The organism is Sphingobium quisquiliarum P25, assembly GCF_000445065.1.
Classification (GTDB): domain Bacteria; phylum Pseudomonadota; class Alphaproteobacteria; order Sphingomonadales; family Sphingomonadaceae; genus Sphingobium; species Sphingobium quisquiliarum.
Genome location: NZ_ATHO01000074.1, coordinates 1 through 20,514, shown reverse-complemented (window position 1 = coordinate 20,514; position 20,514 = coordinate 1). Strand labels below are relative to the sequence as shown.

At 64.5% G+C, this 20,514-nt stretch carries 24 protein-coding genes and 1 tRNA gene; 12 read left to right on the top strand and 13 right to left on the bottom strand.

Features of this window, described 5'->3' with window-relative positions:
- Nucleotides 1-748: 748 nt before the first annotated feature.
- The 5 genes from msrA to pabB form a co-directional block, all read right to left on the bottom strand.
- Entirely contained in the window at nt 749-1,420 is a 672-nt protein-coding gene (gene msrA, locus L288_RS31075; RefSeq protein WP_021238111.1) for a peptide-methionine (S)-S-oxide reductase MsrA, read from the bottom strand.
- Nucleotides 1,407-1,580, bottom strand: coding sequence for a hypothetical protein (locus tag L288_RS43635; RefSeq protein ID WP_021238110.1), 174 nt, complete (start codon nt 1,578-1,580; stop codon nt 1,407-1,409). Before L288_RS43635 ends, msrA begins: the two co-directional genes overlap by 14 nt.
- A gap of 346 nt (nt 1,581-1,926) precedes the next feature.
- Nucleotides 1,927-3,129 (bottom strand): pyridoxal phosphate-dependent aminotransferase, encoded by a 1,203-nt coding sequence (locus L288_RS31070; protein ID WP_021238109.1) that lies wholly within the window; start codon nt 3,127-3,129, stop codon nt 1,927-1,929.
- Nucleotides 3,130-3,251: 122 nt separating this feature from the next.
- Nucleotides 3,252-3,875, bottom strand: coding sequence for an aminotransferase class IV (locus L288_RS31065; protein ID WP_021238108.1), 624 nt, complete (start codon nt 3,873-3,875; stop codon nt 3,252-3,254).
- A gap of 31 nt (nt 3,876-3,906) precedes the next feature.
- Entirely contained in the window at nt 3,907-5,082 is a 1,176-nt protein-coding gene (pabB, locus tag L288_RS31060) for an aminodeoxychorismate synthase component I (RefSeq protein WP_021238107.1), read from the bottom strand.
- Nucleotides 5,083-5,179: 97 nt separating this feature from the next.
- Between pabB and L288_RS31055 the strand changes: the two genes are divergently transcribed.
- Nucleotides 5,180-5,566: a DUF983 domain-containing protein gene (locus L288_RS31055; RefSeq protein WP_021238106.1), complete on the top strand. Its 387-nt coding sequence runs from the start codon at nt 5,180-5,182 to the stop codon at nt 5,564-5,566.
- 21 nt (nt 5,567-5,587) lie between these two features.
- Here the strand turns inward: L288_RS31055 and L288_RS31050 are convergent, their stop codons facing one another.
- Nucleotides 5,588-6,025 carry an acyl-CoA thioesterase gene (locus L288_RS31050; RefSeq protein WP_021238105.1) on the bottom strand — a complete coding sequence of 146 codons (438 nt, stop codon included), beginning with the start codon at nt 6,023-6,025 and terminating at the stop codon, nt 5,588-5,590.
- 208 nt (nt 6,026-6,233) lie between these two features.
- On the opposite strand from L288_RS31050, the gene L288_RS31045 reads away from it, so the two are divergent.
- Nucleotides 6,234-7,463 (top strand): cytochrome b/b6 domain-containing protein, encoded by a 1,230-nt coding sequence (locus L288_RS31045; RefSeq protein WP_021238104.1) that lies wholly within the window; start codon nt 6,234-6,236, stop codon nt 7,461-7,463.
- A gap of 49 nt (nt 7,464-7,512) precedes the next feature.
- Nucleotides 7,513-8,613 carry an AI-2E family transporter gene (locus L288_RS31040; RefSeq protein ID WP_021238103.1) on the top strand — a complete coding sequence of 367 codons (1,101 nt, stop codon included), beginning with the start codon at nt 7,513-7,515 and terminating at the stop codon, nt 8,611-8,613.
- 77 nt (nt 8,614-8,690) lie between these two features.
- On the opposite strand, the gene L288_RS31035 is transcribed toward L288_RS31040, so the two are convergent.
- From L288_RS31035 to L288_RS31025, 3 genes are all read right to left on the bottom strand, one after another.
- Complete coding sequence (locus L288_RS31035) at nt 8,691-10,556, bottom strand: ABC-F family ATP-binding cassette domain-containing protein (protein WP_021238102.1); 1,866 nt, start codon at nt 10,554-10,556, stop codon at nt 8,691-8,693.
- Nucleotides 10,557-10,621: 65 nt separating this feature from the next.
- Nucleotides 10,622-10,942: a DMT family transporter gene (locus tag L288_RS31030; RefSeq protein WP_021238101.1), complete on the bottom strand. Its 321-nt coding sequence runs from the start codon at nt 10,940-10,942 to the stop codon at nt 10,622-10,624.
- Nucleotides 10,943-11,024: 82 nt separating this feature from the next.
- Nucleotides 11,025-11,111: transfer RNA gene (locus L288_RS31025), tRNA-Tyr, on the bottom strand.
- 104 nt (nt 11,112-11,215) lie between these two features.
- On the opposite strand from L288_RS31025, the gene L288_RS31020 reads away from it, so the two are divergent.
- The gene (locus tag L288_RS31020; RefSeq protein WP_021238100.1) at nt 11,216-11,956 is read left to right on the top strand and encodes a TrmH family RNA methyltransferase; all 741 of its coding nucleotides are present in this window, start codon (nt 11,216-11,218) and stop codon (nt 11,954-11,956) included.
- 77 nt (nt 11,957-12,033) lie between these two features.
- Nucleotides 12,034-12,768 (top strand): hypothetical protein, encoded by a 735-nt coding sequence (locus L288_RS31015; protein WP_031304314.1) that lies wholly within the window; start codon nt 12,034-12,036, stop codon nt 12,766-12,768.
- A 22-nt stretch (nt 12,769-12,790) separates the two neighbouring features.
- Here the strand turns inward: L288_RS31015 and L288_RS31010 are convergent, their stop codons facing one another.
- Nucleotides 12,791-13,108, bottom strand: coding sequence for a 2Fe-2S iron-sulfur cluster-binding protein (locus tag L288_RS31010; protein WP_021238098.1), 318 nt, complete (start codon nt 13,106-13,108; stop codon nt 12,791-12,793).
- 77 nt (nt 13,109-13,185) lie between these two features.
- On the opposite strand from L288_RS31010, the gene L288_RS31005 reads away from it, so the two are divergent.
- From L288_RS31005 to L288_RS30995, 3 genes are all read left to right on the top strand, one after another.
- Nucleotides 13,186-13,803, top strand: coding sequence for a DNA-3-methyladenine glycosylase family protein (locus L288_RS31005; protein ID WP_021238097.1), 618 nt, complete (start codon nt 13,186-13,188; stop codon nt 13,801-13,803).
- A 3-nt stretch (nt 13,804-13,806) separates the two neighbouring features.
- Nucleotides 13,807-14,025: a hypothetical protein gene (locus L288_RS31000; RefSeq protein WP_021238096.1), complete on the top strand. Its 219-nt coding sequence runs from the start codon at nt 13,807-13,809 to the stop codon at nt 14,023-14,025.
- A 99-nt stretch (nt 14,026-14,124) separates the two neighbouring features.
- Nucleotides 14,125-14,562: a response regulator gene (locus tag L288_RS30995; RefSeq protein WP_031304312.1), complete on the top strand. Its 438-nt coding sequence runs from the start codon at nt 14,125-14,127 to the stop codon at nt 14,560-14,562.
- Here L288_RS30995 and L288_RS30990 read toward each other — a convergent pair.
- Entirely contained in the window at nt 14,507-16,030 is a 1,524-nt protein-coding gene (locus L288_RS30990) for a sensor histidine kinase (protein WP_021238094.1), read from the bottom strand. The two genes, L288_RS30995 and L288_RS30990, sit on opposite strands and share 56 nt — an antisense overlap.
- Nucleotides 16,023-17,306, bottom strand: a complete 1,284-nt coding sequence (gene murA, locus L288_RS30985; RefSeq protein ID WP_021238093.1) for a UDP-N-acetylglucosamine 1-carboxyvinyltransferase — start codon at nt 17,304-17,306, stop codon at nt 16,023-16,025. The genes L288_RS30990 and murA overlap by 8 nt, the downstream gene beginning before the upstream one ends.
- A 210-nt stretch (nt 17,307-17,516) precedes the next feature.
- Between murA and L288_RS30980 the strand changes: the two genes are divergently transcribed.
- Nucleotides 17,517-18,251, top strand: coding sequence for a Crp/Fnr family transcriptional regulator (locus L288_RS30980; protein ID WP_021238092.1), 735 nt, complete (start codon nt 17,517-17,519; stop codon nt 18,249-18,251).
- Between the two features lie 16 nt (nt 18,252-18,267).
- On the opposite strand, the gene L288_RS30975 is transcribed toward L288_RS30980, so the two are convergent.
- The gene (locus tag L288_RS30975; RefSeq protein ID WP_021238091.1) at nt 18,268-18,834 is read right to left on the bottom strand and encodes an HNH endonuclease; all 567 of its coding nucleotides are present in this window, start codon (nt 18,832-18,834) and stop codon (nt 18,268-18,270) included.
- Nucleotides 18,835-18,929: 95 nt separating this feature from the next.
- Between L288_RS30975 and gluQRS the strand changes: the two genes are divergently transcribed.
- From gluQRS to L288_RS30960, 3 genes are all read left to right on the top strand, one after another.
- Complete coding sequence (gene gluQRS, locus L288_RS30970; RefSeq protein WP_031304310.1) at nt 18,930-19,862, top strand: tRNA glutamyl-Q(34) synthetase GluQRS; 933 nt, start codon at nt 18,930-18,932, stop codon at nt 19,860-19,862.
- A gap of 9 nt (nt 19,863-19,871) precedes the next feature.
- Nucleotides 19,872-20,105: a twin transmembrane helix small protein gene (locus L288_RS30965; RefSeq protein WP_021238089.1), complete on the top strand. Its 234-nt coding sequence runs from the start codon at nt 19,872-19,874 to the stop codon at nt 20,103-20,105.
- Between the two features lie 27 nt (nt 20,106-20,132).
- Nucleotides 20,133-20,514: cob(I)yrinic acid a,c-diamide adenosyltransferase (locus L288_RS30960; RefSeq protein WP_021238088.1), on the top strand; the 382-nt coding region annotated here is incomplete at its 3' end.

The following is a 20,514-nucleotide window of genomic DNA, read 5'->3' as shown; positions in this document are numbered from 1 at the left end:
GGTGCTGAAACAAGTTCAGTATGACGACGGCGAAATGCCTGCTTTCGACCAGTTCAGGACGCTCGCTGGCACCCTGAACCTTTCGCAATGCTGACATTGCCTAGCTCCAGTTGAGCCGATAGCATTCCGCGAGATTTTGGGAGGGCTGATGAAGCATTTAGTCGCATTTGGGCTTGTTGCATTATCGTCTGCCACGCTCGCCCAGCCCCGAGCGTCGGCTCCAACGCCGATCGCTGCTGCGGAAGCCTATGTCGCGTACGAAACAAATGTATGCCGCGCGCTCATAGATGTTTGTGAAGGCGTTGGGAAAGGCTCTCCGCCGAATGTGCAGAAGCTAGTTTGCCGTCCTGGGTCCGGCGAGGCTGCTCTATGCAGGTTCGAGGCTCAGGGCCACGTATGCGACGCGCGGTTTAGACGAACTCCCTCAACCGTGGATGGGTGGAGCGTAGCGTTTCGCAATAAGGTGCCTAAAGGGCCTGACATACGGTGCAAATGAATGGGCTCTTCCAGCGTGTCAGCTTTACTGCCATCCCCGCTTAAACCCGCCTTTCCGCTTCCCACCCATCCTCGTCGTCCCCGCGCAGGCGGGGACCCATGTCGCCTTCGGCAATCCAGTCGTGCGCGGAGAGATAGGTCCCCGCCTGCGCGGGGACGGCGAGGTTTCGAACCGGCGGCGCCCGCTATCCGCCCCTCTTCCCACGCCATCAAAGACGGGGAATGCCACCCCCCACCCTCGGATCAAAAATCCTCAGGCGGCCGGTCTGACCTGATAGAGGTTCGGGAACATCGCCTTGAAAGCCGCAAGCTTCGGCGCATCCCAGCGCTGGATATAGGGGTGGCGCGGGTTCCGGGTCAGGAAATTCTGATGATAGGCGTCGGCCGCCTGAAATCCGGTAAAGCCTTCCACGCGCGTGACGATAGGATCGCGCCACAGCTTCGCCCTGCCCAGTTGCGCCAGATAGGCGCGCGCCGCCCTCGCCTGCCCCGCGTTCAACGGGAACAGCGCGCTGCGATATTGGGTGCCACGGTCCGGCCCCTGATAATTGAGCGTGGTAGGATCGGCGATCACTGAGAAGAAGACGCGCAGCAGCGTGCCGTAGCTGACCTGCGCGGGATCGTAGGTCACCCGCACGGCCTCGGCGAAACCCGTGTCGCCCCTGCTGACCCGTTCATAATCGACCTTGCGCCCCTTCGGCCCGCCAGCAAAGCCGGAGACGGCGGAGCGCACCCCTTTCACATGCGAGAAAACGCCTTCCACGCCCCAGAAGCAGCCGCCCGCGAAGACGGCCGTCTCCAGCTTTTCACGCGACGGCGCTTCGACGGCGGGCAACGGCGCAAGGACCGGCCGCTCGGCGCGCAGGGGGGAAGCGACCAGAAGGGCCGCGAGGACGGCAAGGGCTATGCCGTCAGAGCGCCGCATCGGCCGGGCTGGCGTCAGGCGCCGCATTCGCGGAAGCGGCCATGGCCGGGCTGACCAGCGCGGGCGGATCGCTGGGTTGAAGCGCGATCATGCCAGCCGTGCCGATCACGAACCCGCCCAGAAAGCGGAGGAACAGGTCGGACTTCAGAAATGCCACCATGGCCTTCTTCCTTTCGATCTTGCCCTTGTATGAGCGGGCTAACAGAGGGCGGCTTAGCCCCGGCTTAACGGCGGGGAGAGGTCTTTAGGTTTTAGATTGAAACGCGATATAAGCCGCCAGCCCGTTTCCGCAAGGCCGCGAATGGCAAAAATGCGTTTCCAAATGGAGGCCCTGCTACCGCAACGGGATCGCCGCTCACGTCCACGACCGCGGGGAGAAGGCGCTGTGCCGGGTACGGGATTTCCGCTCGCGCTGAGTGTCGAACGGCTCACTCCTCGACGAAGAAGAGGCTTCGACAGCTCAGCCCGAGCGGGCCGGAATCATCCCGATCCGAAGCTATCCCTCTTCACTTCAAGGCGGCGCAGGCTTCCTGGATGCGGGTGCAGGCCTTCGCCAGCACCTCTTCCGACGTCGCATAGCTGATGCGGAAGGCGGGCGAGAGGCCGAAGGCCGCGCCATGGACGGCGGCCACCTTCGCTTCGTCCAGGAAATAGCCGATCAGCGTCTCGTCGCTGTCGATCAGCTGCCCCTTGGGCGTCGTCTTGCCGATCACGCCGCTGGCGTCGGGATAGACGTAGAAAGCGCCTTCAGGCACCGGGCAGTTGAGGCCCGGCGCATCGTTCAGCATCGACACCACCATGTCGCGGCGCTTCTGGAACGCGGCGTTACGCTCCACCAGGAAGTCCTGCTCGCCGGTCAGCGCCGCCACGGCCGCCGCCTGGCTGATCGAGCAGGGGTTGCTGGTGGACTGCGACTGGAGCTTGCCCATCGCCTTGATCATCCATTCCGGCCCGCCCGCAAAGCCGATGCGCCAGCCGGTCATGGAGAAGGCCTTGGAGCAGCCGTTCACCGTCAGGGTGCGGTCATACAAATCGGGGCACACCTGCGCGATGGTGGCGAAGGGCGTCGGCGCATACCAGACATGCTCATACATATCATCGGTCATCACCAGCACATGCGGGTTGCGCAGCAGCACCTCGCCCAGTTCCTTCAGCTCGCTCGCCGAATAGGCCGCGCCCGAAGGATTGGACGGGGAATTCAGGATCACCCACTTGGTGCGCGGGGTGATCGCCGCCTCTAGCTGCGCGGCGGTGATCTTGTAACCCTGGGACGCCGGGGCTTCGATGAACACCGGCGTGCCGCCCGCGAAGTTCACGATGTCGGGATAGCTGACCCAGTAGGGCGCGGGGATGATCACCTCGTCGCCCGTATCCACCGTCGCCACCAGCGCGTTGAACAGCGTGTGCTTGCCGCCCGAATTCACGCTGATCTGGCTGCGCTTGTAGACAAGGCCATTGTCGCGCTTGAACTTGAAGGCGACCGCGTCCTTGAGGTCGGCGGTGCCGTCGACATCGGTATAGCGGGTCAGGTTATTGCGGATGGCGGCGATGCCTGCCTCTTTCACGAAGTCGGGCGTATCGAAATCCGGTTCGCCCGCCGACAGGCCAATCACGTCCACGCCTTCGGCTTTGAGGGCATTCACACGCGCGCTCATCGCCAGGGTGGCGGAGGGCTGGATGCGGCCGAGGGCAGCGGAAGTCTGGCTCATCGTGACATTCTTTCCCAAAAGATGCTCATGCCCGCGCGCGGCGGACGCGAGGCTCCTTAGAGCGCTAAGCCGGACGGGGCAACCGCCAGTTGGCCGATGGCGGCATGGTGCGGGGCGAACCGCTATTTGACGAGGGAGGCCGCCACCATGCCGCGCGCCGCATTGCCGATGAAGAAGCCCTGTTGCAGGTCGCACGGGCGCAGATCGTCCTCCACCGCTTCGCCCATGTCGATCAGGCTGCGGCGCAGCACGCCCGGCAGCAGCCCGCGCGACAGCGGCGGCGTCACCAGCTTGTCGCCGCGCTCGACGAAGATGGACGAAAAGCAGCCTTCGGTCAGGAAGCCGCCGGCATCGGTCATCAGCACCTCATAGGTGCCGCCGCGCTTGAGGATGTCGCGGTAGAGCGAACGGTCGGTGGTCTTGTGCAGCAGGCGCGGGTCGCTCGCCGGGACGTCGCGCGGCACGATCGCCACATGCATGATCGCCTGCGGCCAGGTGCGATGCTCGCGCACCTCGATCGCCGTCGATCCGCGCCGCGACACCAGCAGCCGCAACCGGCTGCGCTCACGCAGGCGGAAGGTCGCGGCCTGCAATTCGTTGCGGACGTCATGCCGGTCGAAGGCGAAACCCAGCGCCGTCGCGCTGGTCTTGATCCGCTCAAGATGCAGCTCCAGCAACCTGATGCCCTCGACCGGGTCGAAGGCCATGGTTTCCAGCAGGTCGAACCGTCCGTCAGCCACTGACATCGAAACTATTCAAGCCCCCTGTAGCTCAAGATCAGGTTCCCGCCAGAAAACGGCCCTTGGCCAGGCACTCCGCCCATTCGGACTCTACATCGGAGTCCGCGACGACCGCCGACCCCAGCCCCAAAAGCCCTTCCCTCTTCCCTTCTTCAACGCAAATGGTGCGGATGGCAACATTGAACGCAGCGTCCCCGTTCGGATCGATCCAGCCCATGGCCCCGGTATAAGCACCGCGTGAGAAGGCTTCTACTTCAGTTATGATTTCCATCGCCCTCACCTTCGGCGCGCCGGTGATCGATCCGCAAGGAAAAAGGACGCGCAGCACATCTACGGGCGACAGCCCCGGAAGAAGCCGGGCGCGGATGGTGGAAACCATCTGGTGGACCGTGGGGTAGGTTTCGACATGGAACAGGTCCGGCACCGTGACGGTTCCGACGCGCGACACCCTGGCCATGTCGTTGCGCAGCAGGTCCACGATCATCAGGTTTTCGGCGCGCTGCTTGGCGTCGGCCTCCAGTTCGCGGGCAAGCATCGCATCGCGCGCGGCATCCGTGCTGCGAAGCGCGGTTCCCTTCATCGGCCGCGCCGTCAACTGCCCGCGCACGCTGGTGAAGAAGAGTTCGGGCGAGAAGGACAATATGTCGTGCTGACCCGTGCGGATGATGCCGCCATAGCCCGCCTGCTGGCGCGGCCTGACCGCAGCGTAGAGCGCCATCGGATCGCCGCTGAACCGCGCGGCGCAGGGGAAGGTCAGGTTCACCTGATAAATGTCCCCGGCGCGGATGAACTCCTGCACCGTGCCGAATGCCGCGCGGTAGTCAGCTTCGCCGATCAGGGGCCGAAGCGGATCGATGCTCACCCCGGCGGGATTGGGCAGCAGTCCCGGCATCGCCTGCGGCTTGATGAACCGCACCCCGTCGAACAGGCCGAACCACAGGAGCGGCGTGGAGGAAGAAGTGCGCTCGTGCCGCTGCGCCAGCGGAGCCAGCCGGTCCTCCAGCGCAAGCCCTGCCTCATAGCTTAGATAGCCCGCCGCATGGAGCTCGGCTTCGGCGGCTTCGGCTATACGGTCCAGCGCTGGCTGCACGTCCTCCAGCCTCTGCGCCTCGATGACCGCGACGGGATCGCGGTACAGGCGCGCCGGGGCCGCGTTGCGCGTCCGCGCGTCATCGAACAGGACAAAGGCTTCGTCAGGACCCGGCAGACGCATGACCGCCTCTTAACAGTCTTTCGCGCGGGCGAAAGGGCGCTGCTGCCATTATTGTCCCGGTTGCGCCGCCGCGTCCGCTGGACCATAGGAGCAACCCATGACCGACGCGCCACCCCCTGCACGCAATCTCGACCGGCCCCTGCGCCCGGCCCTGTCGCTGGCGCTGCGCGGGCGCTGCCCGGCCTGTGGCGAGGGACGCATGTTCAAGAGCTTCCTCAAGCCCTCCTCCGGCTGCGAGCATTGCGGCCAGAAATGGGACGTGTCCCGCGCCGACGACTTCCCGGCCTATATCGTCATTCTGCTGCTGGGGCACATATTGGTGCCGCTGATGATAGAGGTGAACAGCGCCCTTTCGATCCCGCTGGGCGTGCAGGCCGTGCTATGGCCCGGACTGGCGGTGATTCTCGCGGCGCTGATGATCCAACCGGCCAAGGCGGCGGTCATCACCTTCCAATGGTCGCGGCGGATGGACGGGTTCGCCTGACCCTTCGCTCCACGGCGACGTTCAGCCCGGCTGGCGCAGGAAATTCCGCTCCATTGCCTCGCGCAGCGTTTCATCGATGGTCCGGCGGCCTTCCGCGCCATGAGTCACGACCGTCGTGTCGCAGGTCGCCACGCAAACGCCCTTCTGAAACGCGGCCGAACTGACCGTCCAGCTCGTGCGACCGATATGGCCGATGCCGCAATGCACTTCGAACGGATAGGGAAAGTGCGACTCTTCGACAAAGTTGAGGGAAACGGCTGCGACCAGCCAGCGCACGCCCTGTTCCTGCGGGTGACGGCCCAGATGATGGTGGAACCGGATGCGCGCGGTTTCGAATATGCCGGATATCGCCACATTGTTGATGTGGCCCATCGTATCGATATCCTGAAAGCGCGTATCGAGCGTGGTGATGAAGCTATATGCTTCCGGGCTCAGACGCCAGGCTTCTGGTTTGGCCATGTCCTGCTTTCCAATATATTATCCCTATCCGTCTTAGCTCGTGCAGGCCCGGATTCAATGAGCAAGGGAAAATTGGCGCAACTGCGACCTTTTTGACACAGCGCCATATGGAGAGCCAAGCCGATTAACGTTGCGTTTCCGTTACTGACATGGACTTTGTAGGCGGCGAAGCATAGCCTCGCGCCGACCCATACTGGCCGGAGATCCCATGCGCCGCTACAGCCTGATCGCCATCTTCCTGCACTGGACGATCGCCGCCCTGCTCGCCTTTCAGATCAGCGTGGGATGGGCGCTGGAAGATTTGGGAGCGCGCGGCTTTTCGCTTTACCAACTGCACAAGTCGATCGGCATCAGCATTCTTGTCCTGACCCTGATACGCATCGGTGTGCGCATCTGGAAACCGCGTCCGGCTCCGGTGGAAGGAGGTTGGCAGGGCGCGCTCGCCAAAGCCGTGCATGGCGGCCTTTACGCCTTCATGCTGGGCGCGCCGCTGACTGGATGGGCGCTGGTGTCGACCGCGCGAGTGAAAGTGCCGACTTTGATCTTTGGCGTCATTCCCCTCCCCCATCTGCCGCTGCCTGCCAGCGCGCATGAATGGGCGGAGGGCGGACATGGATTGCTGGCGTGGCTCGGCATCGCCCTTTTCCTGCTGCATGTCGCGGGGGCGTTGCGCCACCATTTCCTGCTGCGCGACGGGCTGTTGTGGCGAATGATGCCCGCGCGCTCGCCGCTGCTACTGGTGCTGCTGCCCGGCCTGATCTTTGCCGGGCTGGTATTGGGCAAGGCGATCCTTCCCGTCGCCGCTCCCGCCAAAGCGCCGCCGCAAGCGACCGCTCCAGAGACGGCCAAGGCTGATGACGTCCCGGCGGCCACGCCGCCCGCCGCTGAACCTCAAGCGGCGGAGCCTGACAATGCAGCGGCCCCACCGGCGGAGGAGCCAACTGCCCCGCCCCCGTCCTGGACCGTGCAGCCCGGCGGCCGCATCGGCTTTTCGGTGGATAATGGCGGCGAGGCGATCAATGGCAGTTTCTCCCGCTGGACGGCGAAGATCGTCATGGACCCCGATCGTCCCGAAAGCGCCGACATTCGCGTGGAGATCGACCTGACCAGCGCAAGCGTCGGCGACGCCTATCAGGATGGCATGCTGGCGGGCGACGAATTCTTCGCTACCGCCGCGCATCCTAGGGCGGTCTTTACCGCCAAAGGTGCTGAGGCCAGCGGACGCAACAGCTATCGCGCGTCGGGCACGCTGAGTCTGAAAGGGGTCAGCCGGCCGCAGGCGATCCGCTTCACCCTGTCGGGATCGGGCCAGAGCCGCAAGGTGGCGGGATCGGCCAGCATAGCCCGTTTGCCGTTCGGCGTCGGCAATGGCGGCAGCAGCACCAACCTGGCCCCGCAAGTCGCGGTCAATTTCCAGTTCGGCGCCAAGGCGGACTGACGCCGCCAATACATGGATTTGCCGCCCGACTTCTGCCAAAGCGGAAAACATGAATCACAAGCCGCAGAATGTCCGCATCGAAGATGGCGTTTTCCTCGGCTTCGTACTGATCGTCTCCATCGCCTTCGCGCTGGTGATCGAACCTTTCTTCGCCGCGATCCTGTGGGGGGTGATAGCGGCGATCCTGTTCACGCCGCTCAACCACAATCTGCTTTACCGGATGCCCGGCCGTCCGAACACCGCCGCCGGGCTGACGCTGCTCATCATCGTGGCGGTCGTGATCCTGCCCGCCATCGTCCTGACGATCGCGCTCGTGCAGGAAGCCACCTTGTTCTACGGCCGCATCCAGTCGGGCGAGATCAACATCGCCCACGTCTTCGCTCAGTTCCAGGCACGACTCCCTGACTGGGCGTCTGCCTTCCTCGCGCGGCTTGGCGTCACCAATTTCGCCGCCGTGCGCGAGATGCTGAGCGAGGGCATAGCATCCAGCTTCCGCACGGTGGCCACGCAACTGTTCCAGGTCGGCCAAAGCGCGTTCAGCTTCTTCGTCGCGCTCAGCGTCACGCTCTATCTCACCTTCTTCCTGCTGCGCGACGGGCCGTCGCTCGCCGCCCGGCTTGATCGCGCCGCGCCGTTGCGGACAAGCCACAGACGCGCGCTAATGCAGCAATTCGTCGTCGTCACGCGCGCGACGATAAAGGGCAGCATCGTGGTCGCGGTGGTCCAGGGCTTGATCGGCGGCGTCGTTTTCTGGGCGCTCGGCATCCCCGGACCGCTGCTGTGGGGCGTGCTGATGGGGTGCTTTTCCCTGATCCCGGCGGTTGGAACGGGTCTGGTCTGGGTCCCGGTGGCGCTCTACCTGCTGGCGACGGGAGCGATCGCCAAGGGTGTGATACTGGTCTTTTGCGGCCTGTTCGTGATCGGCCTTGTTGATAATCTGCTGCGGCCGATCCTGGTGGGGCGCGACACGCGGATACCGGATTATGTCGTGCTGATTACCACGCTGGGCGGCATCGATATGTTCGGTTTCAACGGGATCGTCATCGGCCCGGTAATCGCCGCCCTCTTCATCGCGACCTGGAATATCGTGACCCGGATGCGGACGGGGGACGGGATAGAGGGGCCGTTGACGAAGGAAGAGGCGCGATAGTGCTGGAGCATTCATCCGGGTAGCGGACGTGGCCGCAGGCAAGAGGCGAGTTCAAACGTCTCGCAAATGGGTGAGCCTCAAAGCTCCTCCAGCGCCGCACTCGCCTCCATCCAGGCTTCCTCGGCGGCCTCCAGCTTCTTTTCGACGGCAGCGCGCTTCACCATCAGGTCGGTCATCGTCATTTTCGCTTCCGCGCCGGTTGCCGATTTGGGATCGAACAGCGCCTGATCGATCCGGCTGCGCTCGGCCGTCAGCAGCGCCATTTCCTTTTCAGCCTTGCTCACGGCATTTTTCGCCGCCTTCTGCTTTTCGCGCCACTCGGCCGCGTTGCGTTTTTCGGCCTTGCGATCGGCCTTGGGCGCATCGCCGCCGCCATTGTCATCGGCCTTTCGCAGGATGATGTCGGTATAATCTTCCAGGCTGCCGTCAAATGGCTGGGCCGTCCCGCCATCGACCAGCACCAGACGGTCGGCCACCAGTTCGATCATGTGACGGTCATGGGACACGATGACCACTGCGCCCGAATAATCGTTCAGCGCCTGAACCAGCGCTTCACGGCTATCGACGTCAAGGTGGTTGGTCGGTTCGTCGAGGATCAGCAGGTGCGGCGCGTCGCGCGTGATCAGCGCCAGCGCCAGCCGCGCCTTTTCTCCGCCCGACATGGACCCGACCTTCTGCGTGGCGCGCTCGCCCGAAAAGCCGAACCGGCCGAGCTGGGCCCGCACGGCGCCCGGTGTCGCACCCTTCATGACGCGCGTCATATGTTCAAGCGGCGTGTCCGCGACGTCCAGTTCCTCAACCTGATACTGAGTGAAATATCCGACATTCATCTTGGACGAACTGTTCATCGTCCCTTCCATCGGCGCGAGCTGGGCGGCGATCAGGCGAGCCAGCGTCGTCTTGCCATTGCCGTTGCGGCCAAGCAGCGCCAGCCGGTCATCAGGATCGATGCGCAGATTGACGCGCCGCAGCACCGGCGTGTCGCCATAGCCTACCGCCGCCATGTCCATGGTGATCAGCGGCGGCCGCAGTTCGGGCGGGCTGGGGAAGGCGAAGGCCAAGCTGGGGTCCTCGATCGCGGCGGCGATGGGCTGCATCTTCGCCAGCGCCTTGGCGCGCGACTGCGCCTGCTTCGCCGTGGAGGCGCGGGCGGAGTTGCGGGCGACATAATCTTGCAGCTTTTCCCGTTCCGCCTGCTGCTTCGCGCGAGCGGCCTCCTGCTGCGCCAGCCGTTCGGCCCGCTGCCGCTCGAACGCATCGTAACCGCCGGGATAGAGGGTGACCTTGCCGCCCTCTAGGTGCAGGATATAGTCGACCACATTGTTGAGCAGGTCCCGCTCGTGACTGATCACGACCACGGTCCCGCGATAGGCTTTCAGGAAATTCTCCAGCCACAGCGTCGCTTCCAGGTCTAGATGGTTGCTCGGCTCGTCGAGCAGCAGCAGGTCGGGCTCGGAAAAGAGCAGCGACGCCAGCGCCACGCGCATCTTCCACCCGCCCGAATAGCTGTCGAGCGGGCGCCCTTGCATCTCTTCGTCAAAGCCAAGGCCGACAAGGATGCGGGCCGCCCGCGCCGGGGCGGTATAGGCGTCGATGGCGTTCAGCCGTTCGTAGATATGGCCCAGCCTGTCCGGGTCCTCGGTATGCTCCGCCTCGGCAAGCAGCGCCGCCCGCTCCGCGTCGGCGGCGAGCACCGTTTCGAACGGCGTCGCCGTGCCCGCCGGAGCTTCCTGCGCGATATAGCCAAGGCGCATGTCACGCGGCATGTCGCAGCTGCCCTCATCCGGGTCGATCTGACCGATCATCACCTTCATCAGCGTCGATTTGCCAGCCCCGTTGCGGCCGATCAGTCCGACGCGGCTGCGCGGCGGCAAGGCTGCGCTCGCGCGGTCGAGAATGGTGCGGCCGCCAAGGCGCACGGTGATGTCCTTCAGATTCAGCATGCGCGCGCCTTAGCAGGAGATTTGCGCAGGGTCAGCCCTTTGCTGCAACGCGGCGCGAGGGCCGCTCAGGCAGTGGCGAACAGCTTCGTTCCGACGACGCCGATGACCGTCAGGGCCATGAAGCCTGCCTGCACCGGCGTCACCCGGTCGCCGAACAGGACCACCCCGCCGATGATGACGCCCACCGCGCCAAGGCCGGTCCATACCGCATAGGCCGTGCCAGCGGGCAGTCCCCTCATTGCGAGCGCCAGCAGGCCCATATTGAGGAAGCTCAGCGCGATAGGCACGATCGACGCCTGCCACGTGCCGGCGGTGGCCGCCCATTTCAGGCTGAGCGCCCAGCAGATTTCGGAGATCACGGCGATGCCAAGGATAAGCCACGCCATGGCAGCGTTCCTTCTCGTCAGGCGGGCTCTGAAGGAGGACGCGCGAGCCGGAAACCCGAAAGAGGCGGCGCATCCGCAAGGGTGGTGGACAGGGCTGGATTCGAACCAGCGTACGGGAAACCCGGGCAGATTTACAGTCTGCTGCCTTTAACCACTCGGCCACCTGTCCAGTGCCCTGACGCGGTGAACTGCTGTCGTGTCACCGCGCTGGAGGCGCGCTCAATGGCGAAAGGACGCTTGCCTGTCAATGGTCCGATGTGAAAAGAGCGGTCCATGAAAAAAGGACATCGCACCCCCAAGCCCAAGGGCAACTTTCCGCGCTTCTATGGCCGTCATGCCGTGACGGCCGCGCTCGCCAATCCGGATCGCACCGTGCGCAAGATCTGGGGCACGCGCGAGGCGCTGAACGCGCTGGACCTGCCGCCCGTGCTTCCCATCGTCTATGCCGACGGCGCGGATCTTGGACGCATGGTGCCGTCCGACGCGCCGCACCAGGGCATCGTGGCGGAGGTGGAGCCGCTGGACGACGTATGGCTAGGCGACGTGCTGGAGGAAGGGCGCGACGACCGCCGCCCCGTGCTGGTGCTCGACCAGGTGACCGATCCGCACAATGTCGGAGCGATCCTGCGTTCGGCGGCCGCCTTCGACGCGCTGTGCATCGTCACGCAGGACCGGCATGCGCCGCCCGAATCAGGCGTGCTCGCGCGTGCGGCATCGGGCGCGCTGGAAATCGTGCCATGGGTGCGCGTGGTGAACCTTGCCCGCGCGCTCGATGAGATTGCGGAAGCGGGATATTGGCGCATCGGCCTGGACGGCGAGGCGGAGACGAACCTGGGCGATGCTATCGGCGAATCGCGCGTCGCGCTGGTGCTCGGCGCGGAAGGCGAAGGGCTGCGCCATAACAGCATGGCCCATTGCGACATATTGGCGAAGCTGCCGATCAGCCCGCGCATGGAAAGCCTGAACGTGTCCAATGCGGCCGCGATCGCACTTTATGCGGCGGCGAGCCGCTGAAGGCGTGTAAGCTGGTGCAATCATCATTGCGCGGCGGCCGCCCCGCGATGATGGCGGACCAAGAGATGGGGGTATCGATGGCCGTTCTTTTCCGCTCCATGGGCGCGCTCGCCGCGCTTCTGGCGCTTTCCGCCTGCCTGGTGACGCCCGGCAAGTTCGAATCAACGCTCGACATCCGTGCCGACCGGCAGTTCAGCTTCACCTACAAGGGCGAGATACTGGCGTCCGACATGAAGGGGCTGCAATCCGCGCCCAGCGTTCCGGTCGACGGCGATGACCCGCAGACCAAGGACAGCGCCTACAGGAAGACGGCGCATCTGGAGGTGGCGGATGAGCAATTTGACGCCAGCACGGCGCGGAGCGACGAAGCCCAGATGCAGGCGATCGCCGCCGCCCTATCGAAGGAGAAGGGTTTTCGCTCGGCGCGCTACATGGGCAAGCACCGCTTCGAGATCGACTATGCGATCAGCGGGCGGCTGACACACAGCTTCCTGTTTCCTTTCAACAGCGATGCGAAGATCGTCCTGCCCTTCGTCGCCGTGGAATTGCGCGGGGACGACCGGGTGCGGGTGAAGGCGCCGGGCTATTCCAACAGCTTCGACCAGAGCGCGCCGCCCATGGTGCAGGGGGAAGCAGCCGACGACGCGGCAAAGGCGCTGGATGGCGTCTTCACCCTGACCACCGACGCGGAGATCGTCAGCCAGAATCAGGAAGACGGCGCCCAGAGCACGGCGCAGGGAAAGCGCATCTCGTGGCGGATAACACCGCTGACCAGCGAAGCGCCCATGGCGACGCTACGCGTCAGCCGTTAGGCTCTGGACGCCTTGTTGCGGATCAGTCTTCCGGCGCGATGGTGACGCGCAGGCCGTCCAGATCGTCGTTCAGCGTAAGCTGGCAGGACAGGCGGCTGGTTTCGTTGCGATGGTCCGAACTGTCGAGCAGGTCGTTTTCGTCCTCGCTGATCTCCGGCAGCTTGCCGGCGAAAGCGGGATCGACATAGACATGGCAGGTCGCGCAGGAACAGCAGCCGCCGCACAGCGCCAGCAGTTCGTCAAAACCATTGTCGCGGATGACTTCCATCACCGACAGGCCAGCATCGCCTTCAACGGCCTGTTCTTCACCTGACCGGTTGACCACAATCAACTTGGGCATGTACTCAAATCCCCTCAAACATCCTCGCCGCTCATAGGCTGGGTCGCCGATAAATCAAGAGCGGGAAAGCCAGCGCCATGGTGACGACAGTAGAAAGGTTGCGCGAAAGCCTGGACGCGATCGCGGCGCTAGAGCCGGGATTCGCGGCGGCCATCGGCCGGGTAGGCTACCCCCTGCCCCGGATGCGGGAGCCGGGATATGAGACATTGCTGCGCACCATCGTAGGCCAGCAGGTCAGCGTCGCCGCGGCGGCGGCCGTCTGGCGCAAGCTGGAGGCGGAACTGGGCGAAGGCTGCGCGCCGGACATATTGCTGTCGCGCGATTTCGAGGCGCTGCGAAGCTGCGGCCTGTCACGCCAGAAGCAGGGCTATGCCCGCAGCCTTGCCGAACTGGTGACCAGCGGCGCGATCGACCTGCATGCCCTTCCGCAAGAGGACGAGGAAGCGATCGCGCTTCTCACGCGGATCAAGGGCATCGGGCGCTGGTCGGCGGAAATCTACCTCCTCTTTGCCGAAGGGCGGCCCGACATCTGGCCAGCGGGCGACCTGGCCGTGCAGGTCGAGGTCGGACGCATCCTCGGACTTCCGGAGCGGCCGAGCGAGCGCCAGACGCGCGAGGTCGCGGAACGCTGGCGTCCCCACCGCGGGGCGGCCGCCATCATGGCCTGGCACCATTATAATACAGAGGTTCTTTGACTCATGCCCCTGCCCCACGCACGCTACATCGTCCTTGAACATGGGGGCGAGTGGAAGATCAATCTCGACAATCGCTATTACGGCCCCTTTCCCACCCGGCAGGCCGCCGTCGGCAGCGCTACGGACACGGCGCGCAAGGCAAGCGAGGGCGGCTATCCCGCCAGCGTGCTGCTGATGCAGGGGACGAAATTCGAAACGCTCTGGACCACGGAAGCCGAATAAGCGGCAAAGCGGCCCCGTACCGCTGACCGGACGTTTTTCCGGTGCACGGGGAACCTAACCGGATTCCGCGCATTTATGCCCACCAACCCGGTCTATGGCATGAGCAAGACAGTTCTGATCGTTGAAGACGAAATTTTCGTCGCACTGGAAATTGAACAGATCGTTGAGGATGCTGGCTTCACGGTGGGCGCGATCGCGGCCGACCGGGAAGCCGCATTGGCCGCCGCAGCCGCGTGCGACATCGCCCTCGTCGACCTGAACCTGCGCGACGGCCCCACGGGTCCGGGGATCGGCATGGAACTGGCCGGTCAATTCGGCATCCAGGTCATCTACGTCACCGCGAATCCCGCACAAATCGGCGCGGCGGCCGAGGCGGCGCTGGGCGTCATCGCAAAGCCTTTCCGCGCTGACAGCATCACCGCGACGCTAAGGCTCGTGGCGGACGACAGCAGCGACCTGACGGCCGCCCAGATCGCCGGGTTTACGCCGTTCCCGCCGCCGTCCGGCTCATGGAACGGAATGGGACCCGCAGGCTGATTTCCAGACCCTCGGGCCGCCATTCGCGCACCATCTCGCCGCCAAGCTGACGTTCGACGCTGAGTTGCATCAGGCGGCTGCCGAACCCTTCATGGCTTGCGGGGGTGACAACCGGACCGCCTTCCTCGCGCCAGGTGATGCGAATGTCTCCGCCCGTCCGCTCCACCGCGATGTGAATGCGCCCTCCGGGCACCGACAGCGCTCCATATTTGGCTGCATTGGTGGCAAGTTCATGGAACAGCAGCGCGAGCGGGGTCGCCGACCGGTCGTCGATTGCGGGGTTCTCGCCCGAAAAGGCGATACGGCTGCCCTTCTCATCACTATAGGGCGCGAAAATCTGCTCCAATATGCCGCGCAGGCCACCTCTCTGCCCCTCTACGCTGGCGTCATCACCATGGGGACGCACGAAATCATGGGCCCGGCCGAGCGCCATGATGCGGTCGCGCAGGTCGTCGGCGACGTCGCGAATCTGCGGATGGGCGCGGGCCGACAGGCCGATGAGGCCGGAAATCACGGAAAAGATGTTCTTGATGCGGTGCGACAGTTCGTGCGCGATGACCTCGCGCTCCTCCAGCATCAGCTTCTGTTCGTGAATTTCGGTGCAGGTGCCGATCCATCGCGTGATCCGCCCCTCTCCGTCCCGGATCGGCAGAGCGCGGCCCAGCGTCCATCGATATTCGCCGCTACGATGCCTCAGCCGGTATTCGACGTCATAGGGCTCGCCAGTGGCCAGCGAGCGGCGCCAGCATTCCCAGGCCTTCTCGCGGTCGTCGGCATGGAACATGCCCGCCCAGTCGTCGCCATCGGTCGATCCTTCCGGCACGCCGGTATATTCATACCAGCGGGCATTGTAATAATCGTGATAGCCGTCCGCCAGCGTCGACCAGACCATTTGCGGCATGGTGTCGGCGAGCGTCCTGAACAGCCGGTCGCTTTGCGCCAGGGCTTCGGCATCCCTGATCTGCTGGGCGATGACGTCCTGGTCCCGCCTGCGTCCTTCCAGCACAACCATGACATGCCGCGCCAGCAGCGCAAGGCCCTGGCGTTGAAGCGGCGTCAGGTCATCACGCGGCCGCTCGTCGATGACGCACAGCGCCCCCAGCGGCACCCCTTCCCGGTCGAGCAGCGGCGCGCCCGCGTAGAAGCGGATGTGCGGCGGCCCCAGCACCAGCGCATTATCCCTGAAACGCGGGTCCGAAGTAGCGTCGGACACCACGAAGATCGCACTGTCCATCATCGCATGCGCGCAAAAGGATACGTCGCGCGGCGTTTCTTCCGCATCCAGCCCCGTGCGGGCGAGGAAGCGTTGCCGCTCATCTTCCACTATGCTGACGAGCGCGATCGGCGCATCGCAGAGAGCCGAGGCGAATTCGGTGATCTGGTCAAGAGCGGAAAAGCCGCCTGCGTCCAGATCGTAGCGCGCCAGCAATGCCGCGCGGTCCGTATCCAGGCCGCAGCCGTTAGCCATCGCTGACCCGTTCGATGTCGGCCCCTACCGCCGACAGCTTTTCCTCCAGCCGTTCATAGCCGCGATCGAGATGGTAGACACGGTTCACCTGCGTTTCGCCTTCCGCCGCAAGGCCCGCCAGGATCAGGCTCATCGATGCGCGCAGATCCGTCGCCATCACCGGCGCGCCGACCAGGCGGTCGACGCCCCGCACCACGGCGGTGCGGCCATTGACGCCGATATCGGCGCCCATGCGCGCCAGTTCGGGAACGTGCATGTAGCGATTTTCAAAGATGGTCTCGGTCAGCACCGATGCGCCACTGGCCTTCGTCAGCATCGCCATGAACTGCGCCTGCATGTCGGTCGGGAAGGCCGGGAACGGCGCGGTGGAGAGGGTCAGCGGCTTCAGCTTGCCATCCGACGACACCTTGATGCTGCCCTTCATCTCCTCCACCTCGACGCCCGCGTCGCGCAGCGCCGCCAGGATGGCGTGCATGTCGGCGGCATTCGCGCCTGCCAGTTCCAGCGAGCCGCCGGTGATCGCCGCCGCGCAGGCATAGCTGCCCGCCTCGATCCGGTCCGGCATGACGCTGTATGTCGCGCCGTGCAGGCGCTGGCGGCCATGGATGGTCAGCTTGTCGCTGCCGATGCCTTCAATGTCGGCGCCCATGGCGGCGAGCAGGTTGCAAAGATCGACGATCTCCGGCTCCCGCGCGGCATTTTCCAGGATGCAGGTGCCCTTCGCCAGCACCGCCGCCATCAAGGCGTTTTCGGTTGCGCCCACGGACACGACCGGGAAAGTGTAGATGCCGCCCGGCAGCCCGCCGTCAGGCGCGCTTGCCCGGACATAGCCCGCGCTGATTTCGATCACCGCGCCGAACGCTTCCAGCGCCTTCAAATGCAGGTCGATCGGCCGGTTGCCGATGGCGCATCCGCCGGGCAGCGAAACGCGCGCTTCGCCCGCGCGCGCGAGCAGCGGCCCAAGCACCAGGATGGAAGCACGCATCTTGCGCACGATATCGTAGGGCGCTTCCGTCGAAGTGACACGGCCCGCGCGCAGCGTCATGACCCGCCCGAAATCCTCCGGCCGCGCCCCTTCGATCATGGTCGACACGCCCAATTGATTGAGCAGATGGCCAAAGCTGTCGACGTCGGCGAGACGGGGCAGGTTGCGCAACGTCACCGGTTCGTCGGTCAGCAGGGCGCAAGGCAGCAAGGTCAACGCCGCGTTCTTCGCGCCGGAGATGGGAAGGCGGCCATTGAGCGCTTTGCCGCCGCGAATATGAATGCGGTCCATCGGCTGGGTTCTTAACGTTAATTGCGCCGCGCGCAAGGCGGGAGGCATGCCGGAGCACCAGCACCGTATCGGCCTGCTCGCGCCCGCAGAAACATTTGCATGATCCAGCAGCCAATATTGATCGAGTTTAGTGCACGAGGCGCGATTGCAGCCGAAAGACGGGCGGGGCGTTATGCCATCGTAACGACAAGCTAAGAAGAAGGTATCCGGGTGGCGACAAGTTGTTTCGCGGACAGGCTGGCCAAGCATGTGCAGCTGTCCGATGCGGAAAGAAGCGCGCTTGCCAGATTGGAAGAAAATCCGCGTAAAGTGAAGCGCGGCGCCATGATCCAGCGCGTCAATGAAACGGTTACGGAATTGTTCGTCCTTCGCGAGGGGCGGGCGATGAGCTTCGTCCTGCTTCCCGACGGCAGCCGCCAGATTCTGCGCGTCTATTTCCCCGGCGATTTCATCGGGTCCGCCAGCACCATCTACAGCAAGGCTCCCGAATCCCTGGTTGCGCTGTCGGACGTAGTCATCTGCCCGTTCGACAAGCATGCGTTGCGCCGCCTGCTGGAGGAACATCCGCGCGTCGCAGCGCTGCTGTTCCTGCTGTCCAACGCCGAACGGGTCGCGCTGACCGACCGCCTCGCATCACTTGGGCGGACATCGGCCAAAGCACGGGTCGCGTCCTTCCTGCTCGACATTTTCGACCGGTTGCGTGTCACGGATGATGGCGTGACCGACAGTTTCGACCTCAAGCTGACGCAGGAGGAGATTGGCGATGCCATAGGCCTCACCTCCGTCCATGTGAACCGCATGGTCCGGCAGATGGAGCAGGAAGGGCTGATCAGCCGGGCGAACGGGCGCATCACCCTGCTCGACATGGAACGGCTGGAAGAGATCGGCCACTACACCAATCGTCACAAGGACATGGATTTCGACTGGCTCCCCAGCCAGCCATGAAGCCGTGGCCTGCGGATCAGGCGAGCAATTCCACGTCCCAATAAAGCCAGTCGTGCCAGCTTTCGTGCAGATAGTTGGGCGGAAAGGCGCGGCCATGTTCCTGCAACTGCCAGCTGGTCGGGCGGATTGGCGTTACATGCAGACGCATCCCCGCCTCCTTCGGCGTGCGCCCGCCCTTGCGCAGATTGCATGGTGAGCAGGCGGTCGCGACATTTTCCCATGTGGTGCGGCCGCCCGCACGGCGCGGGACGACATGGTCGAACGTCAGATCGTTGCCCGATCCGCAATATTGGCAGGCGAAACGGTCGCGCAGGAACAGGTTGAAGCGGGTGAAGGCTGGATGCTCGGAGGGACGGACATATTGCTTGAGCGCGATGACGGACGGGATTTTCATTTGCAGGCTGGGGCTGTGGACCTCCCGCTCATAGCTGGAGACGATGTCCACCCGATCCAAAAAAACCGCCTTGATGGCGGTTTGCCAAGGCCACAGGCTCAACGGGTAATAACTGAGCGGCGTATAGTCTGCATTCAGAACCAGCGCCGGGCAGTTTTCCGGGTGCCGTATCAGGTCGGGATGGTACATAAGAACCCTCAATCCCCCTTTGCCGACGTCCTGATTGACCAGGATCGTGACGGGAGCATGACAGCATTAACGACCCCGATCCGTCAAGGCCAAGTATGACCCCTTCTTCCACCCCACAGCATATGGTGACGCGCTTCGCCCCCAGCCCCACCGGGCGCCTGCATGTGGGCCATGGCTGGTCCGCGCTGCTGGCGGAAGCGATCGCGCGCGAAAATGGCGGATCGTTCCGTCTCCGGATAGAGGATATTGACGGGACGCGCAGCCGCCCGGAGCATGTCGCGGGCATCATCGAAGACCTGCGCTGGCTGGGGATCGCGTGGGACGGCGAGGTCATCTTCCAGTCCGATCGCCTCGGCCAATATGAAGCGGCGCTTGACCGGCTGCGGGGGATGGACCTCCTCTATCCCTGCTTCTGCACCCGCGCCGACATCGCCGCGAGCACCAGCGCGCCCCATGGTCCGGAGGGGCCGGTCTATCCGGGCACCTGCCGGGCATTGCCCCTGGCCGAGCGGGACAGGAGGATCGCGGCGGGGGAGCCGCATGCCTGGCGGATCGATATGAGCCGGGCGATCGCAGCCACAGGACAGCTCTATTGGAAATCCACTTCGTTTGCCCCGTTCGGACTGAGCTTGTCGAAGGTCAATCCACAAGCTCAGTCCGAACGGTTGATAGAGGCAAGGCCGCAGACCGCCGGTGACGTCGTCCTCGCGCGCAAGGATGCGCCCGCCAGCTATCATCTTTCCTGCACGCTCGACGACGCGGCCATGGGCGTCACCCATGTGCTGCGGGGGCAGGACCTGTTTGCCGCCACGCATGTCCACCGCCTGCTCCAGACGCTGCTCAATCTCCCCTCGCCAGTCTATTGCCACCATCCGCTGCTGGCAGGCGCCGATGGCAAGCGCCTTGCAAAGCGGGACGGGTCGATCGCGCTCGCCGATCTGCGGGCGCAAGGCATGGACCCGGTCCAACTCGCCGCCGATTTGCTTGCCGCGCGCTTTCCGGTTGGCATTTCGCTGGCCAGCGCCTAGTTTTGAGCGATGAACACCGTCCTCATCATCGCCCTCATCCTTGCCATGGGCGCCACCCTGTTCGCACTGGTGCGGGGGATCATCGCTTTCCTCCAGTCGACCAAGGAGCAGCTGAACTCGCCGGAAGGCGGACCCAGCCCGTCCAGCCTCAAGCAGAACAAGATGATGATGAACCGCATCCTGTTTCAGGCCGCCGCCATCATCATCGTCGCCATCCTGCTGCTGATGAAGGGCAATGGGTGAACCCGGCTCCGTGAAGGTGCGCGCGACATGGTGAAGCTCAACAAGATCTATACCCGCACCGGCGACGCGGGCACCACCGGCCTTGTGGACGGATCCCGCCTGCCCAAACATGCGCCCCGCATGCAGGCGGTCGGCGACGTGGATGAAGCGAACAGCGCCATCGGCCTTGCCGTGCTGGCGATTGGCGGCGCGCCGGAGGGACAATGGCTGACCACCATTCAGAATGACCTGTTCGATCTGGGCGCTGACCTCGCCACCCCGATCCCTGAGGGAGAGGATGAGCCATGGGCGCTGCGCATCGTCGCGGCGCAGGTGAAGCGGCTGGAAGATCAGATCGACGCGATGAACGCGGAACTCGCGCCGCTCGACAGCTTCATCCTGCCCGGCGGGTCGCCAGCGGCGGCGGCCG

Coding starts and splice junctions, on each gene's coding strand:
- msrA (WP_021238111.1), bottom strand. CDS start 1,420: ATGCGGCGCTCTGACGGCATAGCCCTTGCCGTCCTCGCGGCCCTTCTG.
- L288_RS43635 (WP_021238110.1), bottom strand. CDS start 1,580: ATGGTGGCATTTCTGAAGTCCGACCTGTTCCTCCGCTTTCTGGGCGGG.
- L288_RS31070 (WP_021238109.1), bottom strand. CDS start 3,129: ATGAGCCAGACTTCCGCTGCCCTCGGCCGCATCCAGCCCTCCGCCACC.
- L288_RS31065 (WP_021238108.1), bottom strand. CDS start 3,875: ATGTCAGTGGCTGACGGACGGTTCGACCTGCTGGAAACCATGGCCTTC.
- pabB (WP_021238107.1), bottom strand. CDS start 5,082: ATGCGTCTGCCGGGTCCTGACGAAGCCTTTGTCCTGTTCGATGACGCG.
- L288_RS31055 (WP_021238106.1), top strand. CDS start 5,180: ATGACCGACGCGCCACCCCCTGCACGCAATCTCGACCGGCCCCTGCGC.
- L288_RS31050 (WP_021238105.1), bottom strand. CDS start 6,025: ATGGCCAAACCAGAAGCCTGGCGTCTGAGCCCGGAAGCATATAGCTTC.
- L288_RS31045 (WP_021238104.1), top strand. CDS start 6,234: ATGCGCCGCTACAGCCTGATCGCCATCTTCCTGCACTGGACGATCGCC.
- L288_RS31040 (WP_021238103.1), top strand. CDS start 7,513: ATGAATCACAAGCCGCAGAATGTCCGCATCGAAGATGGCGTTTTCCTC.
- L288_RS31035 (WP_021238102.1), bottom strand. CDS start 10,556: ATGCTGAATCTGAAGGACATCACCGTGCGCCTTGGCGGCCGCACCATT.
- L288_RS31030 (WP_021238101.1), bottom strand. CDS start 10,942: ATGGCGTGGCTTATCCTTGGCATCGCCGTGATCTCCGAAATCTGCTGG.
- L288_RS31020 (WP_021238100.1), top strand. CDS start 11,216: ATGAAAAAAGGACATCGCACCCCCAAGCCCAAGGGCAACTTTCCGCGC.
- L288_RS31015 (WP_031304314.1), top strand. CDS start 12,034: ATGGCCGTTCTTTTCCGCTCCATGGGCGCGCTCGCCGCGCTTCTGGCG.
- L288_RS31010 (WP_021238098.1), bottom strand. CDS start 13,108: ATGCCCAAGTTGATTGTGGTCAACCGGTCAGGTGAAGAACAGGCCGTT.
- L288_RS31005 (WP_021238097.1), top strand. CDS start 13,186: ATGGTGACGACAGTAGAAAGGTTGCGCGAAAGCCTGGACGCGATCGCG.
- L288_RS31000 (WP_021238096.1), top strand. CDS start 13,807: ATGCCCCTGCCCCACGCACGCTACATCGTCCTTGAACATGGGGGCGAG.
- L288_RS30995 (WP_031304312.1), top strand. CDS start 14,125: ATGAGCAAGACAGTTCTGATCGTTGAAGACGAAATTTTCGTCGCACTG.
- L288_RS30990 (WP_021238094.1), bottom strand. CDS start 16,030: ATGGCTAACGGCTGCGGCCTGGATACGGACCGCGCGGCATTGCTGGCG.
- murA (WP_021238093.1), bottom strand. CDS start 17,306: ATGGACCGCATTCATATTCGCGGCGGCAAAGCGCTCAATGGCCGCCTT.
- L288_RS30975 (WP_021238091.1), bottom strand. CDS start 18,834: ATGTACCATCCCGACCTGATACGGCACCCGGAAAACTGCCCGGCGCTG.
- gluQRS (WP_031304310.1), top strand. CDS start 18,930: ATGACCCCTTCTTCCACCCCACAGCATATGGTGACGCGCTTCGCCCCC.
- L288_RS30965 (WP_021238089.1), top strand. CDS start 19,872: ATGAACACCGTCCTCATCATCGCCCTCATCCTTGCCATGGGCGCCACC.